The 16,755-nt window shown below is 40.8% G+C and carries 19 protein-coding genes; 4 read left to right on the plus strand and 15 right to left on the minus strand.

Features of this window, described 5'->3' with window-relative positions; translation table 11 throughout:
* Nucleotides 1-2: 2 nt before the first annotated feature.
* The 10 genes from HMPREF0847_RS04880 to HMPREF0847_RS04920 form a co-directional block, all read right to left on the minus strand.
* On the minus strand, nt 3-434 hold the full coding sequence (locus HMPREF0847_RS04880) for an arginine repressor (RefSeq protein ID WP_008809083.1): 432 nt from the start codon (nt 432-434) through the stop codon (nt 3-5).
* A complete protein-coding gene (locus tag HMPREF0847_RS04885) occupies nt 427-1,242 on the minus strand; it encodes a TlyA family RNA methyltransferase (RefSeq protein ID WP_008809084.1) in 816 nt (271 codons plus the stop codon). The genes HMPREF0847_RS04880 and HMPREF0847_RS04885 overlap by 8 nt, the downstream gene beginning before the upstream one ends.
* The gene (locus tag HMPREF0847_RS04890) at nt 1,235-2,110 is read right to left on the minus strand and encodes a polyprenyl synthetase family protein (protein WP_008809085.1); all 876 of its coding nucleotides are present in this window, start codon (nt 2,108-2,110) and stop codon (nt 1,235-1,237) included. The genes HMPREF0847_RS04885 and HMPREF0847_RS04890 overlap by 8 nt, the downstream gene beginning before the upstream one ends.
* Entirely contained in the window at nt 2,107-2,319 is a 213-nt protein-coding gene (locus HMPREF0847_RS04895; RefSeq protein ID WP_008809086.1) for an exodeoxyribonuclease VII small subunit, read from the minus strand. The genes HMPREF0847_RS04890 and HMPREF0847_RS04895 overlap by 4 nt, the downstream gene beginning before the upstream one ends.
* Nucleotides 2,297-3,637 (minus strand): exodeoxyribonuclease VII large subunit, encoded by a 1,341-nt coding sequence (gene xseA, locus HMPREF0847_RS04900; protein WP_008809087.1) that lies wholly within the window; start codon nt 3,635-3,637, stop codon nt 2,297-2,299. The genes HMPREF0847_RS04895 and xseA overlap by 23 nt, the downstream gene beginning before the upstream one ends.
* Nucleotides 3,603-3,818 carry an initiator RepB protein gene (locus HMPREF0847_RS11530; protein ID WP_084624296.1) on the minus strand — a complete coding sequence of 72 codons (216 nt, stop codon included), beginning with the start codon at nt 3,816-3,818 and terminating at the stop codon, nt 3,603-3,605. Before HMPREF0847_RS11530 ends, xseA begins: the two co-directional genes overlap by 35 nt.
* Nucleotides 3,794-4,636: an NAD(P)H-hydrate dehydratase gene (locus tag HMPREF0847_RS04905; protein ID WP_008809088.1), complete on the minus strand. Its 843-nt coding sequence runs from the start codon at nt 4,634-4,636 to the stop codon at nt 3,794-3,796. The genes HMPREF0847_RS11530 and HMPREF0847_RS04905 overlap by 25 nt, the downstream gene beginning before the upstream one ends.
* 107 nt (nt 4,637-4,743) lie before the next feature.
* Nucleotides 4,744-5,517, minus strand: a complete 774-nt coding sequence (locus HMPREF0847_RS04910; RefSeq protein WP_008809089.1) for an HAD hydrolase family protein — start codon at nt 5,515-5,517, stop codon at nt 4,744-4,746.
* The gene (locus tag HMPREF0847_RS04915) at nt 5,514-6,368 is read right to left on the minus strand and encodes a bifunctional methylenetetrahydrofolate dehydrogenase/methenyltetrahydrofolate cyclohydrolase (RefSeq protein WP_008809090.1); all 855 of its coding nucleotides are present in this window, start codon (nt 6,366-6,368) and stop codon (nt 5,514-5,516) included. Before HMPREF0847_RS04915 ends, HMPREF0847_RS04910 begins: the two co-directional genes overlap by 4 nt.
* A 134-nt stretch (nt 6,369-6,502) precedes the next feature.
* On the minus strand, nt 6,503-6,733 hold the full coding sequence (locus HMPREF0847_RS04920; RefSeq protein ID WP_008809091.1) for a DUF1797 family protein: 231 nt from the start codon (nt 6,731-6,733) through the stop codon (nt 6,503-6,505).
* Between the two features lie 252 nt (nt 6,734-6,985).
* On the opposite strand from HMPREF0847_RS04920, the gene HMPREF0847_RS04925 reads away from it, so the two are divergent.
* On the plus strand, nt 6,986-9,247 hold the full coding sequence (locus HMPREF0847_RS04925; RefSeq protein WP_008809092.1) for an ATP-dependent Clp protease ATP-binding subunit: 2,262 nt from the start codon (nt 6,986-6,988) through the stop codon (nt 9,245-9,247).
* Between the two features lie 51 nt (nt 9,248-9,298).
* On the opposite strand, the gene HMPREF0847_RS04930 is transcribed toward HMPREF0847_RS04925, so the two are convergent.
* Nucleotides 9,299-9,904 (minus strand): GyrI-like domain-containing protein, encoded by a 606-nt coding sequence (locus HMPREF0847_RS04930; RefSeq protein ID WP_008809093.1) that lies wholly within the window; start codon nt 9,902-9,904, stop codon nt 9,299-9,301.
* A 59-nt stretch (nt 9,905-9,963) separates the two neighbouring features.
* Nucleotides 9,964-10,854, minus strand: a complete 891-nt coding sequence (locus HMPREF0847_RS04935; protein ID WP_008809094.1) for a helix-turn-helix transcriptional regulator — start codon at nt 10,852-10,854, stop codon at nt 9,964-9,966.
* A gap of 159 nt (nt 10,855-11,013) precedes the next feature.
* Here HMPREF0847_RS04935 and HMPREF0847_RS04940 point away from each other — a divergent pair, with 159 nt between their 5' ends.
* Entirely contained in the window at nt 11,014-11,466 is a 453-nt protein-coding gene (locus tag HMPREF0847_RS04940; RefSeq protein ID WP_008809095.1) for an NUDIX hydrolase, read from the plus strand.
* 98 nt (nt 11,467-11,564) lie between these two features.
* A complete protein-coding gene (locus HMPREF0847_RS04945; protein WP_008809096.1) occupies nt 11,565-11,864 on the plus strand; it encodes a DUF1827 family protein in 300 nt (99 codons plus the stop codon).
* 36 nt (nt 11,865-11,900) lie between these two features.
* On the opposite strand, the gene HMPREF0847_RS04950 is transcribed toward HMPREF0847_RS04945, so the two are convergent.
* Complete coding sequence (locus HMPREF0847_RS04950; protein ID WP_008809097.1) at nt 11,901-12,338, minus strand: GNAT family N-acetyltransferase; 438 nt, start codon at nt 12,336-12,338, stop codon at nt 11,901-11,903.
* Nucleotides 12,339-12,360: 22 nt separating this feature from the next.
* On the opposite strand from HMPREF0847_RS04950, the gene HMPREF0847_RS04955 reads away from it, so the two are divergent.
* Nucleotides 12,361-12,816, plus strand: a complete 456-nt coding sequence (locus tag HMPREF0847_RS04955; RefSeq protein WP_008809098.1) for a MarR family winged helix-turn-helix transcriptional regulator — start codon at nt 12,361-12,363, stop codon at nt 12,814-12,816.
* A gap of 138 nt (nt 12,817-12,954) precedes the next feature.
* Here HMPREF0847_RS04955 and ileS read toward each other — a convergent pair whose 3' ends face one another.
* A complete protein-coding gene (gene ileS / locus HMPREF0847_RS04960) occupies nt 12,955-15,747 on the minus strand; it encodes an isoleucine--tRNA ligase (RefSeq protein WP_008809099.1) in 2,793 nt (930 codons plus the stop codon).
* A 264-nt stretch (nt 15,748-16,011) separates the two neighbouring features.
* The gene (locus HMPREF0847_RS04965; RefSeq protein ID WP_008809100.1) at nt 16,012-16,752 is read right to left on the minus strand and encodes a DivIVA domain-containing protein; all 741 of its coding nucleotides are present in this window, start codon (nt 16,750-16,752) and stop codon (nt 16,012-16,014) included.
* Nucleotides 16,753-16,755: the final 3 nt, after the last annotated feature.

Consider the following 16,755-nt stretch of genomic DNA (forward strand, 5'->3'; position numbering starts at 1 on the left):
TCCTACCAATTCTCGATAACGTCTAAAATTCTTGAAATGTCTTCTTTATCTTTAAGAATCATCAAAATACTATCATCATCTGTGATAATGCTAAATATTTTTTCTGAGAATGCTTCAGTGATTTGTCTTTTAATGACAGCCGTACTTCCAGGAACCAAGTTCAGATTAATCATATTTCCTAAGGTGCTAGCTTCTAGAATTGTATTCTCAGCTAACTTTAAACTACTGCTCACCGACTTGGGAATCTCATAAATATAGGTGTTGTTCTTCAGTGGCGTTTTTACAATCCCCAATTCCTTGATATCTCTAGAAACTGTCGCCTGAGTTGCTTTTATCCCTGACTGTCTTAAATAAGTAACAATCTCCTCCTGGGTACCAATCTCAAAATCATTGACAAATCGTCTAATTTTTTCTAATCTTTCCTTTTTATTCATCCTTAAATTCCTTATGCGCTGCCTCAACCACTGGACCGACTAAGTCTGCTACTAGATTTTGGGGTTGAGATTCTTTTTCTAAATAAGCCAAAAATTCAACATTGCCGTGTCCCCCTTGGATGGGAGAGTAATCCAAGCCTTTGACAGAAAAACCAAGTTCTACCATAAAAGAAGTGACCTTTTCTAAGACCGCTACATGGACTTTTTTATCTTTGATGATACCGTTCTTGCCAATCTGTTCACGACCGGCTTCAAACTGTGGTTTTATCAAGGCAACAACCTGCCCTTCTTCAGCCAAAATTTTTTTTAAGGCAGGTAAAATCAAACTCAGAGAAATAAAGCTGACATCAATGCTAGCAAACTGCGGTATTTGTTCAAAGTCAGCTACAGATGCATAGCGAAAATTAAACTGTTCCATGCTGATGACGCGCTGATCCTGCCTAAGTTTCCATGCTAATTGGTTAGTACCGACATCAACAGCGTAGACGAGACTTGCACCGTTTTGCAGCATAACATCCGTAAAGCCACCTGTCGAGGCACCAATATCCAGCGTTACTTTTTCTTTCACTGAAATCCCAAAAGCTTGCAAGGCCTTTTCTAATTTTAGCCCACCACGGCTGACAAACTTCAATTTTTCACCTTTAAGTTTTAGTTCAGTTGTATCATCAATCTTTTCACCCGGCTTATCGAAGCGCTGACCGTTGATAACTGACACAACTAAGCCAGCCATAACCCCCCGTTTTGCCTGCTCTCTAGTTTCAAAAAGTCCTTGTTTAAAAGCTAGAACGTCTACTCTTTCCTTAGTCATATAATCTCAAACTTTCTATGATTTTCGTGAGACTTTCTCCTGAGAAGGGGCGATTCTGAGCGATCTCCTTCAGTAAATTTTGAGCCTGATCTAAGACTTGATCCAAAGTCTCTTTTGCCTTTTCTAACCCTAAAAGAGCCGGATAAGTAGACTTAGCTGCAACCAAGTCTTTTTGAGGTGTTTTACCCAATTCTTCAAAGCTTGCTGTCACATCTAAAATATCATCTCGAACCTGAAAGGCTAAACCTATCAACTCACCAATCTTGCGAAGTTTGGCTTGGACTCCTTCTTCAACCTGCACCAGCAACCCTGCTGCTACAAAAGGAAAGGCTAAGAGCTTGCCCGTTTTGTGAGCGTGAATAGCCTGAAGTTCTTTCAAATCAAGCTGACAGCCTTCTCCTTCCATATCGAGGGCTTGCCCCCCAACCATACCGAAGGTACCAGCTGCTTGCGATAGTTCCATAATCAAATTCACCTTAACCTGGCTTGGTAACTCTGCTACAGCTATCAAGCCGTAAGGATCTAAAAAGAGAGAATCTCCTGCTAATATAGCCATGGCTTCGCCAAATTTTTTATGATTGGTCAAACGTCCACGCCGATAATCATCATCATCCATTGCCGGTAAATCATCATGAATGAGACTACCTGTATGAATCATTTCCAAAGCGGAAGCTACTTGAAAATGTGCAGACTGAAGAGGCAAACCAAATGCCTCAACTAGCTCTAATAATAGCAAAGGCCGAATCCGCTTGCCACCTGCTTGAACAGAGTAGAGAATGGATTCTACCAAAGAATCTGACACTGCTTTCTTACTATAATAGTCAATGATCGTCTGGTCTATCTGTCTTATTTTTTCTTCCTGGTTCATTCCATTTCCGTTTCTGTACCATCTTCTTGCATGACCTTAACCAAGGTCTTTTCTGCCTTGTCTAGACTAGCCTGGAGTTCTTTTGAAAGCTTCATTCCCTTTTGAAATTCCGCAATCGCCTCTTCCAGAGCTACATCGCCATTTTCCAACTTTTGGACAATAACTTCCAAGTCTGCTAAATTTTCTTCAAATTTCTTTTCTTTGGACATGTTTCACCTCTACTTCCAGCTGCCCATCCCGCATAAGCAAGGTCAGCTCATCTTTTTCTTCAATGCCTATTGTTGATTCAATAACCTTTTGATTCTTTTGGACAATAGCATAGCCACGCGCCACGATTCGACTGGTATCCAGCATAAGCAAGGCCTCAGACAATCTCCTAACTTGAGCTACCTTGTTATCATAAATGACCGCCATGTTGCTGCGCAGCAAACGCTCCAGCTGGACAGTCTGCTCCTGAAGACGCTGAACGCGACTGAGCGGATTCAATGCTTCCAAACGATGCTGCAATATTTTGACCCGCTGTTGCTCTTCACTATAATATTCGCGAATTTTTTGCTTGAGTCGCAAGTTGAGCTGGTCTAATTTCTGCAGATGACCATCGTAAAGCCGCTCTGGCTGTCGGAAGATAACCGACTGGGTCAGTTTATTCAGACGCTCTCGATAATAGCTCAGGCGATTGGAAATTGCCCGTGACATGCGGTTTTTCTGTTGCTGCAGGTGTCCCAGCAGGTCTAGCTTGGTGACCGGAGTGGCTAGTTCAGCCGCAGCCGTCGGAGTCGCAGCCCTGCGATCTGCTACAAAGTCCGCCAAAGTCGTATCTGTCTCATGGCCAACACTAGAAATAACAGGAATCCTAGACTCAAAAATAGCTCGAACCGTTTCCTCTTCGTTGAAAGCCCAGAGATCTTCGATAGAACCGCCACCTCGACCAATAATCAGTACATCCAAATCCGACCTCTCATTGGCCAATCTGATATGGTCAGCAATCTGCGCTGCAGCACCATCTCCCTGCACTTTTGTCGGATAAAGGACAATCTCCACTCCCGGAAAGCGACGGCTGACCGTCGTGATAATATCCCGAATGACCGCTCCGCTGGGACTGGTTACAACACCGATTTTCTTAGGAAATTGGGGCAAGGTTTGTTTGAATTTTTCTTGAAAAAGACCTTCTTCTCCCAGTTTTTTCTTAAGTTGTTCAAACTGGATAGCCAAAACTCCGATACCATCCGGTTCTGCCTTTTCAAGGATGATAGAATAGGAACCGCTCGGCTCATAGAGCTGCACCCGGCCAATGACATTGATTTTCATGCCTTCTTCCAGCTCAAAGCCCAGCTTCTGGTAGACACCAGACCAAATCGTGACCTGAATGACGGCCTTCTCATCCTTCAATGAAAAATACTGGTGATTGGGACGCCGGCGGAAATTGGACACTTGGCCAGTCAGATAGACCCGCTCCAAATAAGGATCCCGCTCAAACTTCATCTTCAGATACTTAGTCAAAGTCGAAACCGACAAATACTCTGGCATGTCCTTTTCCTTTCTTTTCTAGTTTTTCCGTAACTTTTATTATAACAAAAAACTGCATAAAAAACCGATTACAAAGTCTAAAAATTCCCTGAAAAGCAAGAAAAAAACTGGGCTTCCGCAAAAGAAACCCAGCTGACTTAAAACTCAAGAAAAAGTCTACTGACTCATCTCCTTCATCCACTTTGGAATGTCCCTGCTGATTGCCGTTGGCAGGACGACATAAGCTTCCTGACTCAGTTCGTCAGCGATAAATGAATGAAGAAGGGTTGCAGCCACCACTCGCTCAAAGAGGCTGCTTGACTTAAACTGACCTGCAAAAGCGGCAATCATACCAGCCAGCGTATCCCCCATTCCGCCAGTTGCCTGATAAGGTCCGCCTACTGTCAACTCAAAGACCTGCTCTTGTCCACTTTGATAGATGGTCGTTCCATGCTTTTTCTGCACGACAATACTGCCCAGAGGCAGCTGATTAACCGCCGCCTGATTGGCTGCTGCCGTCTGATCTGACAAGCTCAAACCCGATAAGCCTTCCCACTCCTTCTGGTGGGGAGTAAAAACTGTTTGGGCTTTTGGAAATGGCAAAGCTGTTTTGCTAAAGAGTGAAATGGCACCACCATCCATGATGAGTATCTGCTGCTCGGTCACAGTACGAACAACCTTTTTTAAGGCATCTAGTCCTAGTTGATTCTCCGCCAAACCAGGACCAATCAAGACTAGATCTGATTTAGCCAGCTGCTCTGTCAATCGGTCTTGCTCCTCTAAGTCAAAGGCCATGGCCTCCGGTAAATGACTGTGCAGAGGGGCAATATTTTCTCTATCTGTAGCAACGGTCACCAGACCTGCTCCACTATTGACAGCCGCTAAAGCTGCCATGATAATGGCCCCCCCATAAGGATAGATCCCCCCAATCAGTAAGAGACGGCCATAGTCCCCCTTATGACTATCCAAGGGACGTTTCCTAATAACTTTTTTTAAAATATTTTCAGCATTTTTTGACATGATATTCTCCTAGACCAACTTCATCCTGTACTGGTCTCAAGATGACCAAACCTATCTTCATTATACACCAAAAGGCACCTAAACAGGTGCCTCGTATCGCAAGAAAGTTATTTTCTTCGGAAATCTGCAAATTTTTGTAAGATTCTTGCTGCGACTGCCTTGGGTAAATTTTCCTGAAAAGCAACCTGCTCATCAGCATAATCGCTCAAGCCTGGGAAATCCCCAACCTGCACAGCATAGAGAGAATTCTTAAAGAGCTGGATATCATTTTGATCATTACCAAACGCCACATAATCCGAACCGCATAATTCCTTTACAGTTGAGGCTTTATTGGTTTCAGCTGGATTTATATAAAAACATTTCTCATGTTCATGATAATCTAGACTTAGATTGGGCAAGTTTGTAAAACGAGCCTGTAAATCCTCTAAGAGCTGCTCATGATTCCCCATGTAAATAACAACCTTAATAGGATGCTTGAGCTCAGTCAGTTCCAGCCGTCTTGCCCGCTTGAGAGGATCTACACTGGAAATAAAAGGGATTTTTTCTAAAATCTGGCCACTGTAGTCAAAAGTATTATCAACGAAAAAAGGCAAATTATAGGTCAAACAAGTATCTAAAATGGCTTGATAACTTGACTGATGCAGCTGACGCTCAAAAATCAGCTGTCCATCTTGATAAGCTACCCCACCGTTCAGCCCAATCACTATCTGCTGACTCAATTCCGGACCTAATAATCCTAGACAATCTCGATAGGAACGCGCCGAAGCAAACAGAACTTCATGCCCAAACTGAGGAGCCATCAGCAAAACTCGCTTAATCTCCTCATCAATCGTCGTATAATCAAAAGACAGGGTCCCATCCAAGTCAAAAACAAATTTCATGATTCAAAACTCCGTTTAAAGGCTTGGTAGGTCTGCTCCATCAGCATAGTAATAGTCATGGGTCCAACACCTCCAGGTACTGGTGTAATCAGACTAGCAATTTCAGCCACTTCATCAAACTTAACATCGCCAATCAGCTTGCCATTTTCATCTCGATTCATACCGACATCAATGACAACAGCCCCTTCCTTGACAAAGTCCTTGGTTACAAAATGTCCACGACCGATAGCCACTACCAAGATATCCGCTCGCTTAGCAAGCTTGGCTAGATTGTGGGTCCGAGAATGTGTCAGGGTCACTGTTGCATTCTTAGCCAAAAGGAGCTGAGCCATAGGCTTACCGACAATATTGCTTCGCCCGATAACAACCGCTCGCTTACCTTCCAGTTCAACACCATATTCATGAAACATTTCCATAATTCCTGCTGGAGTAGCCGGAATCATAACCGGATGGCCACTCCATAGCTTGCCCATATTAAGCGGATGAAAGCCATCTACGTCCTTATCTGGATCAATGGCCAGCAGAACTGCTTCATCGTCAATATGATCTGGCAAGGGCAACTGAACTAAAATCCCATGCCAGTCAGGATTTTGATTATAAGTTTCAATCAAGCTCAAGAGCTCTTCTTGGCTGGTCTCTTCTGGCAGACGTTCTACCTTACTCCGAAAGCCAGCAGCCAAGGCTGAGCGTTCTTTATTACGTACATAAATTTGACTCGCAGGATTATTCCCTACTAGAACCACTACCAAACCAGGTGTCTGTCCCGTTTTCTCTTTCAACTTAGCAGTCTTTTGAGCTAACTTTCCTTGTAACTTTTCAGCCAATGCCTTCCCATCAATTAACTCAGCCATTTCTCTCCCCCCTCTTCATATAACTGTGCCTTCTATTATATCAAAAAACGCCTTGATTCCCCTATACATTTTCCTTATACCAGATTATAGTCTAATCTTTTGACTAAAAGAAAAAGCACCTCAGTGTGTGCTTCTTAGTATAACAATTCATAGATTTCCATTGCAATTAAGTCAATACTATCAAATGTAAAAGTTTCACGCGCGGCTACATCACGAAGCGTGAATACAGAGCCATTTTCCTCATCATAACTGTAAGCGACTTCAGCAACAACAACACCATCACGTTCAAAGTTGCGTTTTAGACTACCACCATCGCTTGCCATACTTTCTAATCGATTAATAATTCTTACTAAATGTGATTCCATTTTTAGTTCTCCTATTTGCTTTATCGTTTCTATTTTACCATAAATAGAAAGTGAACACCTAATAAAAGTTTAACTTTTTGTGATTTTTTAACGAAATTTGTTGGACAAAACCAATTATTTAACAAAACAGACAGTCATTTTAACGCTTTATTCTTGCAATGCTAGAGAATACTGATATAATGAGATTATAAAGTTTGACTATTTTTGACCAAATAATTTTTCTTTATAATTTGCCAAGAAAGAGGTAAAAATATGCTTTGTAAAAACTGTAAAATCAATGAATCTACCATTCATTTATACACTAATGTAAATGGTAAAAAACAACAAGTCGACCTCTGCCAAAATTGCTATCAGATTATGAAAACTGATCCAAATAACTCTCTTTTGAGTGGACTGACGAACATGAATAATCATAATATGGATCCTTTTGATGATTTCTTTAATCATCTGGGGAATTTCCAAGGGCCGAAGGATTCTACACCTCCAACTCAGTCAGGTGGTAGTTACGGAGGGGGCAACTATGGTCCTGGTTCTAACAACCAACGTCCTCAGTCATCCTCCAATAAACCAAAAGGTCTTTTGGAAGAGTTTGGTATTAACGTTACAGAAATTGCTCAACGTGGTGATATTGATCCAGTGATTGGACGAGATGATGAAATTCGTCGTGTTATAGAAATTCTCAATCGCCGAACTAAGAATAATCCAGTCCTTATTGGCGAACCTGGTGTCGGGAAGACTGCTGTTGTAGAGGGCTTGGCTCAAAAAATAGTCGACGGTGATGTGCCTCAAAAATTGCAAGGAAAAGAGGTCATTCGACTTGATGTTGTCAGCCTTGTTCAAGGAACTGGTATTCGTGGACAGTTTGAAGAACGAATGCAAAAACTCATGGATGAGATTCGCAATCGCAATGATATCATTCTCTTTATTGATGAAATCCATGAAATTGTTGGAGCTGGTTCTGCGGGGGATGGGAACATGGATGCTGGAAATATTCTCAAACCTGCTCTTGCTCGAGGTGAACTTCAACTGGTCGGAGCTACTACTCTCAATGAATATCGTATCATTGAAAAAGATGCAGCTTTAGAAAGACGGATGCAACCAGTCAAAGTAGATGAACCAACTGTAGAAGAAACGATCACAATTCTAAAGGGAATTCAAAAGAAATACGAAGATTACCACCATGTTCGCTACACAGATGAAGCTATTGAAGCTGCTGCCATCCTATCCAATCGTTATATTCAGGACCGTTTCCTTCCCGATAAAGCTATTGATCTTTTGGATGAATCAGGATCTAAGATGAACCTAACCCTCAATTTTGTTGATCCAAAAGAAATTGACAGACGCTTGATAGAGGCTGAAAATCTGAAAACACAGGCCACTCGCGATGAAGATTACGAAAAAGCAGCCTACTTCCGCGACCAAATTGCCAAATATAAGGAAATGCAAAATGCTAAAATAGATGAACAAGATACTCCTATCATCAGTGAGAAGGAGATCGAGGCTATTGTCGAGCAAAAAACAAATATTCCAGTTGGCAATTTGAAGGAAAAAGAACAGTCTCAACTTATTCATTTAGCCAGTGATTTGAAGTCTCATGTCATTGGACAGGATGATGCTGTTGATAAGATCGCAAAAGCCATCCGTCGCAATCGTGTGGGATTAGGCAGTCCAAACCGTCCAATCGGAAGTTTTCTTTTTGTTGGACCTACAGGTGTCGGAAAAACTGAACTTTCCAAACAATTGGCCATCGAACTTTTTGGCTCTGCCGATAGCATGATTCGTTTTGATATGAGTGAATACATGGAAAAACATAGCGTTGCCAAACTTGTGGGAGCACCTCCAGGCTACGTTGGCTATGAAGAAGCAGGGCAGTTGACTGAACGTGTTCGTCGTAATCCATACTCACTCATTCTCTTAGATGAGGTGGAAAAAGCTCATCCAGATGTCATGCATATGTTCTTACAAGTCCTAGATGATGGACGTTTGACTGATGGTCAAGGCAGGACAGTCAGCTTCAAAGATACCATTATTATCATGACTTCCAATGCAGGAACTGGCAAAGTAGAAGCTAGCGTTGGCTTTGGTGCTGCTCGAGAAGGTCGGACAAATTCTGTCTTAGGTGAGTTAGGTAACTTCTTTAGTCCAGAATTCATGAATCGATTTGATGGCATCATTGAATTCAAGGCATTAAGCAAGGATAATCTCTTACAGATTGTGGATCTAATGCTGGAAGATGTTAATAATCGACTCGCTAGCAACGATATTCATCTAGATGTAACAACTAAAGTCAAGGAAAAACTAGTTGATCTTGGCTACGATCCTAAGATGGGGGCACGACCACTTCGCCGAACTATTCAAGATCATATTGAAGATGCTATTACGGACTATTACCTAGAACATCCGACAGATAAGGATTTAAAAGCAATCATGACTAGCAATGGCAAGATTATAATCAAGGGCAAACAGAAAGCTGAGCTTGATCAAACAAGTGACATCAGCACTAGCTCGGATTGATGATAGAGAATTAAAAAACTCCAGTCTAATATTTTAGGCTGGAGTTTTCTTTTATTCTACCTGGTAGCGAAGGATCGTTTTCAACTTATCTGGAGAAGTTCTGTTAAGATTATTTAAGTATATTTCTCTATGAAAAGGAAATCTTCTGTTCAGGGAATTTTCTTTACAAAATTCATCCATTTTTGCAAAAGAAAGGGGTTCACTATCAAAAGAACCAAGGTGAAGCATGGTCAAGCACTTGCCTTCTTTGACAGTCTCAAAACGTATCTTTTCATAATGAGGATTTGGCTTTTTTACCTTAACTTTTTCAAGCGCTTCTTTTACCATTTCTTTGCTGATAAAACTTGGCTGGGCAATCATAATAGTATAAATCAACTCTTCTTTGACCAGTTCTCCTTGCTCTTTTTGCTGCCAAATCCCCTCAAGAGGGTAAACCGTAAAGTCTTGAATTTCTTGATTGGCATGAGATTTTTTATAATCCATTTTTATGGCATAAGCCAAAGCATAGAGAGCTGAAACTTCTTCTGCAAAACCAGGAAGATTGGGATTCCCGGTCCCATCAAGCATGATAAAGGACTGTTCAGGAACCTCAACCACTTTCGGACTCGCCTTCACACCGTATAAGCTTTTCTCTGCTTTTCTCCATTCGTATTTCATATGTTTACTCCTTTCTTCTTTCTATCTATAGTATAGCAAGAAAAACCTGACAGGATCTGTCAGGTTTTGTATTTTTGTGAAATAGTTTTAACAATTTGGGCAAGCTCTTGCCGAACTTCAAGTGGCTCTAACACCTCAACACTATCCAAAAAGGATAAAAGATAAGAGTACAAACTACTGTGTTTTGGAAATTCCGTTTCTACTAGTAAATTGCCATCGGGATCCTGGCTAATTTGACCAGAAAATTCTTCATAGACACGAAAAGCCTGACTTTTGTCGAATTTTAATGTAAGACTAACAAGTTCTTCCTTCACCTTCTCTTTATTGATGGCCAGTTGGACTGCTTTTCTTTCAAATGTTTCCGACAATATCTGACATTGACTGACTCTGCTTAGTTTGAAAAGGCGAAAATCTTGCTTCTTCCTACAAAATCCATATAGATACCAAGCTTGACTTTTAAAGACCAATTGCAGAGGCTCAACCATTCGAGTTTCTTCTTTCTCCTGCCCCCTATAGAGGAAACTGATCAAGCATTTTTGGAAAATCGCTTGTTTAATTATGTCAAAAAGATCTGCTTGATATTTTTGATTTCGCCAATCTGTAAAATCAACACGAATCCAATTTTCTGTGTTCGCTTGAAAAAGACTTTTTAACTTCTCTAGAGCTTGGCTTTCACCTTTTAAAGCCTCCAATCCCTGAAGTGATAAGAGTACATCCTCTCTTTCTGCTTCTGATAACAGGCTTTTATCTAAAACGAAAGAGTTCATTAGAAAAATTCCTCCACCTTTTCCCGGGTTGCAATATATTGGGACACCTGCTCCACTTAGACGGTCTATATCTCGATAAATTGTACGTACTGATACTTCCATTTTCTGAGCAAGTTCTGGGGCAGTGACTCTCTCTTTTTCTAATAAACAATATAAAATTCTAAATAAACGATGAGTTGTCATAATTTCACTTCCTTACCTTAAACCTATTGTAACACATCTCAAGTAAGAGATTAAAATAAAATATTCCGGCTACTTTCTTTTTAACTTTCCTATGCAGTAAACCTTGACAGACAGCGCTTTCTGCTTTATGATATTAGTAAAAGAAGGGAAGGATTCAATATGACAATAGCGACATTTGGACAAAAAAAAGAAGGCGTTGAATACAGTCATCGATATGGCGTTTACGCAGTCATTCCTAACCAAGAAAATGATAAAATCATCCTTGTTCAGGCTCCTAATGGGGCTTGGTTTCTTCCAGGAGGAGAAATTGAAGCAGGTGAAGATTACCTATCTGCCTTAGAGCGGGAATTAATAGAAGAATTGGGATTTACCGCTAAAGTTGGAAAATATTATGGTCAAGCGGATGAATATTTTTACTCAAGACATCGAGACCGATACTTCTACAATCCAGCTTACATTTACGAAATCACTTCATTTGAGCAGTCTCAAAAACCACTAGAAGACTTCAATCAACTTGCTTGGTTTCCAATCGATGAAGCAATTGAAAAACTAAAAAGAGGCAGCCATAAATGGGGCGTAGAGATGTGGAAAATGGAGCATCAAGTAAAATAATTTTGCCAATTTTTTCATGTCTAACTTCGTAGGATATTTCACAATTTATCTCATAAGTGTTATAATTAATAGTAGATCATCATACAGGAGGAGATCTTATGAAGCTTATCAATACAACTAATAGCCATGCGGTTCTCATTCAAAGTCAGCTTGAAAGTACTGATGCTACTTTAGTTGAGACTTACTCAGCTGGCAATACCGATGTTGTCTTTACCCAAGCACCCAAGCATTATGAAATACTGATTGCAAATACACACCGTGCAGTGCGTGAACAAGAAATTGAAAAAATTCGTGACTTCTTCCTCAAAAGAAAAATAGATACAAAAGCGATTGATACTGCCGGTATTCAAACAATCTATGCTGACAAACTCATTGAAATTTCAATTCCATTAAAATAAGCTTCTAAGCTTATTTTTTTATTCTTTTATAACAACTTAATCTGCCTTATAAACCATGGTAAGGTGAGGTGTTGACTCAAATAGAAAGGGCTGACCAACTGCCTCAAAGCCGTATTTCTCATAGAGTTCAACAACTTGTTCTTGTGCCTCAATTTTAATTTCCTTTCCTGGCCATTTTTCGGCACAGAAACTCAGAATTTCTCTGATAAGCTGTCCTCCTAAGCCTTTTCCTCGACTAGATTTGGCTGTAACAACTCGACCAAAGACTAGATGTTCACCCTCCACAAAGACACGAGCATAAGCGTCAATTTCTCCGCCTTCATTAGTATGAAAAACGTGTACTGCTTCTAGATCCTTCGCATCTAATTCATGGTAGATTCGCTCCTGCTCCACCACAAAGGTATCGATGCGCAGTTTTAGGATTTGATAAAATTCTATCGGATTCAGCTCTGTTAATTTTTTCCTAAACCACATACTTGTTTCCTCTATCTTTTTAATGTATAATAATTGCAAATGCAACTACAAAGGAGTTCCTATGGATTACCGTCAACTTTTCAGACAAATGGGTTTCATTTCAAGACAGGCCATGATGAAAATGAATCAGGAAGCTAGTAACTACGGGCTTGAGAATAATCTGTTTCTACTTCTGATTCGCATCGTCGAGAATGAAGGGATGACACAATCTCAACTAGCAGAAATTGTCCAGATTGATAAAACAACCCTTAGCAGATCTTTACAAAAGTTGGAAGATCGAGGGCTTATTATCAAAAAGACCAAAGCTCAAAATAAGAAATTCAAAGAGCTCTATCCTAGTAGTCAGGCTCTCAAATTCTATGACCAACTGATTGGCTTTGAAAATAGCTACGTCAGTCAGGCACTGCAGCAACTGACCTCTTCTGAACTCTTTCAGCTCCAAAACATTTTATCTAAAATAAGCACTCCTAGATTATAATCTAGTATAGCACACTATAGTTGCAAATGCAACCATTTGTTTTATTCCATTATCCAACAATATAAAATAGGATTAGTTTATATAAAAACGGCTTGCCATTTAAAGGCAAAGCCGTTTTTATTCTTTTAAAGAAATTACTTATTTTGTTTCAAATCCTTCTGCAACTGCATCCGCAAAGTTTTCTTCTACGATGCTTGCACAGTGATCACAGATGACTGCATGGTAGCTACGTTCTGCAGTAGTTGGATCGATGCGACGGCAACGGTCACATACTTCACCTGCAGCGCGTTCAACTGTAAAGGCAACATCCTCAAAGCTTACTGCTCCTTCTGGAGCTGGTCCTTCTGCGATGGTCAATTCAGACACGATCAAGAGTTGAGCTACATTGCTGTCCACTGCTCCAAGAAGAGTTTTCACCACTTCATTTGGGTAAACTGTCAAGTGTGCTTCGAGTGATTTACCGATTACTTTGGCATTACGTGCCTCTTCCAAGGCTTTTTGAGCCTGTCCACGGAAGTCCATGAAGGCTGCCCATGTATCCAAGATTTCTTCTTGATTAGCAAAAGTTTCCGCTTCTGGCAATTCTGACAATTGAACAAAGTCTTCTGCTTCAAACTCAAGATATGACCAGATTTCTTCCGCTGTGTGAGGCAGGATTGGTGTCAAGAGTTTGGTGATTTTCACAAGAATATCATAGAAAACAGTCTGCATTTGACGGCGTTCGAGTGATTTGGCACCTTCAATGTAAACAACGTCTTTAGCGAAGTCAAGGTAGAAGGCTGACAAGTCAACGTTGATAAAGTTCACCAAAGCCTTGTAGATTGTCAAGAATTCAAAATTAGCGTAAGCATCACGAATTGTTCTCACAAGCTGGTTAAAGCGAATGGTCATATACTTATCAACGGAACGAAGGTCATCGTAAGCGACTGTATCCTCAGCCGGATTAAAGTCAGATGTATTAGCAATCAAGAAACGGAGAGTGTTACGGATCTTACGGTAAGTTTCAGAGACTTGGCTCAAGATATCCATTGAGATACGCACGTCGTTGCTTGAGTCAACACTTGTTACCCAGAGACGCAAGATTTCCGCACCAAATTGTTTTTCAACATCACTTGGAGCAATAGTATTTCCAAGGGATTTAGACATCTTCTCACCTTTACCATCAAGAGCAAAACCTTGTGACAAGATTTGTTTGTAAGGAGCAACGCCATGGTTGGCAACTGATGTGATAAGTGATGAGTTGAACCAACCACGGTATTGGTCAGAGCCTTCTAGGTAAAGATCTGCTGGGTATTTGAGTTCTGGACGGTTAACTACTACTCCATTCCATGATGAACCTGAGTCAAACCAAACGTCCATGATATCTGTTTCTTTCTTGAACTCGCCATTTGGTGAACCTGGATGGGTGAATCCTTCTGGCAAGAGATCCTTAGCATCACGCTCCCACCAAATGATAGATCCATGTTCCTCAAAGAGTTGAGCCACGTGCTCAATCGTTTCAGCTGTCATGATTGGCGTTCCGTCTTCAGCATAGAAGATAGGAAGGGGAACTCCCCAAGCACGTTGACGAGAGATAACCCAGTCGCCACGGTCGCGAATCATGTTGTAAAGACGAACTTTACCCCATTCTGAGTGGAATTTCACTTTTTCAATTTCGTCCAAGATTTCTTGACGGAATTTAGATACAGAGGCAAACCATTGTGGCACTGCACGCCAAATGATTGGTTTCTTGGTACGCCAGTCAAATGGGTATGAGTGAGAAATTTCTTCTTGAGCAAGGAGTAAATCGCCAAGTTTTTCGATAACAGTTGGAACAACCTTGTCATAGAACTGACCTGCAAAGTCAGGACCAGCATTTTCCATCATGATACCGCGTTCGTTAACTGTTACAGCAACTTCAAGACCATTGGCAACACCGACATTGTAGTCGTCCTCACCAAAACCAGGGGCTGTATGGACAATACCAGTACCAGAGTCAGTCGTAACGTGGTCACCAAGGATTACCAACTCATCTACAGCTGTATCCCATGGGTGGACTGTCACAATGTGGCTCAATTCTTGACCACGATAGGTCGCCAAGACTTGCACATCAGCCCAACCAAATTTCTCAGACAAACTATTCAACAATTCTGCAGCAACTACAAACTTACGAGATTCACCAGCTGGTTGTACCAATACGTAATCAATATCCGCTCCAACTGTCAAACCACGAGAGGCCGTAATGGTAAATGGCGTAGTTGTCCACACAACGATGTAAGTATCTGTATCTAGGACACCTTTTCCGTCTTTGACGCGGTTAGCATAGTAAAGGGAAGTTGAAAGCAAGTCATGGTACTCAATTTCCGCTTCAGCAAGGGCTGACTCAGAAGACCATGACCAGTAAACTGGCTTGGCACCACGGTAGATATAGCCTTTTTTAGCCATCTCACCAAAGACACGGATCTGAGCTGCTTCATAGTCTGGAGTCAAAGTCACATAGGGATTTTCCCAGTCACCAGAAACACCCAAACGTTTAAAGTCTTCTCGTTGTTTATCAACTTGAGAAAGAGCATACTCACGGCAAAGTTTCAAGTACTCAACCAAGTCCATTTCTTTGCGTTTAACACCTTGTTTTGCCAAGACTTGCTCGATTGGCAAACCATGAGTATCCCAACCTGGGATATAAGGGGCGTAAAATCCTGACATAGACTTAGAACGAACAATAATATCTTTAGAAATCTTGTTCATAGCGTGTCCAACGTGGATATTTCCGTTTGCATACGGAGGTCCATCATGCAAGGTGAAATGCGGTTTTCCTTGGTTCAATTCTTGACGACGTTGGTAAAGTTTTGCTTCTTCCCATTCTTTTTGCCAAACTGGTTCTTTAGTTGGAAGACCAGCACGCATAGGAAAGTCTGTTTTCCCTAGATTGAGGGTTTCTTTAAGTTTCATTGTTACTCCTTTAATTTAAATTGACAAAATAAAAACCACGATTCGCAAAAAGGACGAAAATCGTGGTACCACCTTTGTTCAGATAGAAAATAGCCACTACTATTACTATCCCTCTTTTTCCGTAACGTGGAAGAAACGTCGCATTTTACTAATTTCAAATACGATATTGTAAAATGATAAATCAACTAATAGGGATTGCAAGTCTTACACCGTCACTTGCTCGCTAGGAATATATTGGTTAATTTGTGTTTTTACAGTTCTTTCTTATAGGATATCAACAGGTTCAGAAGTTTTTTCTTCTGTTGCTTCTGGAACAGCCTCCATAACTCTCGTCTCAGACAAGTCACCATCTGACTCAGCAATTCGTTGCTGTAAGTCAGCCATTTCTTCAGGTGAGAATTGACGAGTTACTTCAGATTCGTCATCTACATAAGGCGTCATTGTTTGACCAAGTGCCTCTTGAATAACTTCTTTGAAGGCATCATCACTTGTTTGGAGATAAGTTGCTGTAGGACGAAGAATTTCTTCCCATTCAGATGAATCAACAATGCTCAATTGACTTTCAATTGTTGACTTAAGGCGTTGATGGAAGACACGAGCCTTATTTTTCAGCTCTTCTGTTTCTATTGCAACTTTTTTAGCGTTATCAGTTGCTTGGCGTAAAATTTCGTTTGCCTTGAACTTAGCATGGTCTAAAAGATGTTGCGCTTCTTGATCAGCCTGGCGCATGATATTATCAGATCTTTCTTGAGAAGCCTGTTTAAGCTTTTCAGCAGTGTCTTGTGCTATTAAAACAGACTGACTAAGAGAATCTTTCATCTCATCAAAATAAGTTAAGCGCTCTTCTAAGTTCTTAATGCGTGCATCTTTATTATGATTTTCACGAACCAAGTCCTCATAATCGCGAACTACAATATCAAGAAATTCGTCTACTTCCTCAACATTGTAACCTCTAAATTTCGTACTAAAGGATTTATCTTTAATTTCTAATGATGTAAGAGCCATATT

The sequence above is a fragment of the Streptococcus sp. 2_1_36FAA genome (genome assembly GCF_000161955.2).
In the GTDB taxonomy this organism is placed as follows: Bacteria; Bacillota; Bacilli; order Lactobacillales; family Streptococcaceae; genus Streptococcus; species Streptococcus gordonii.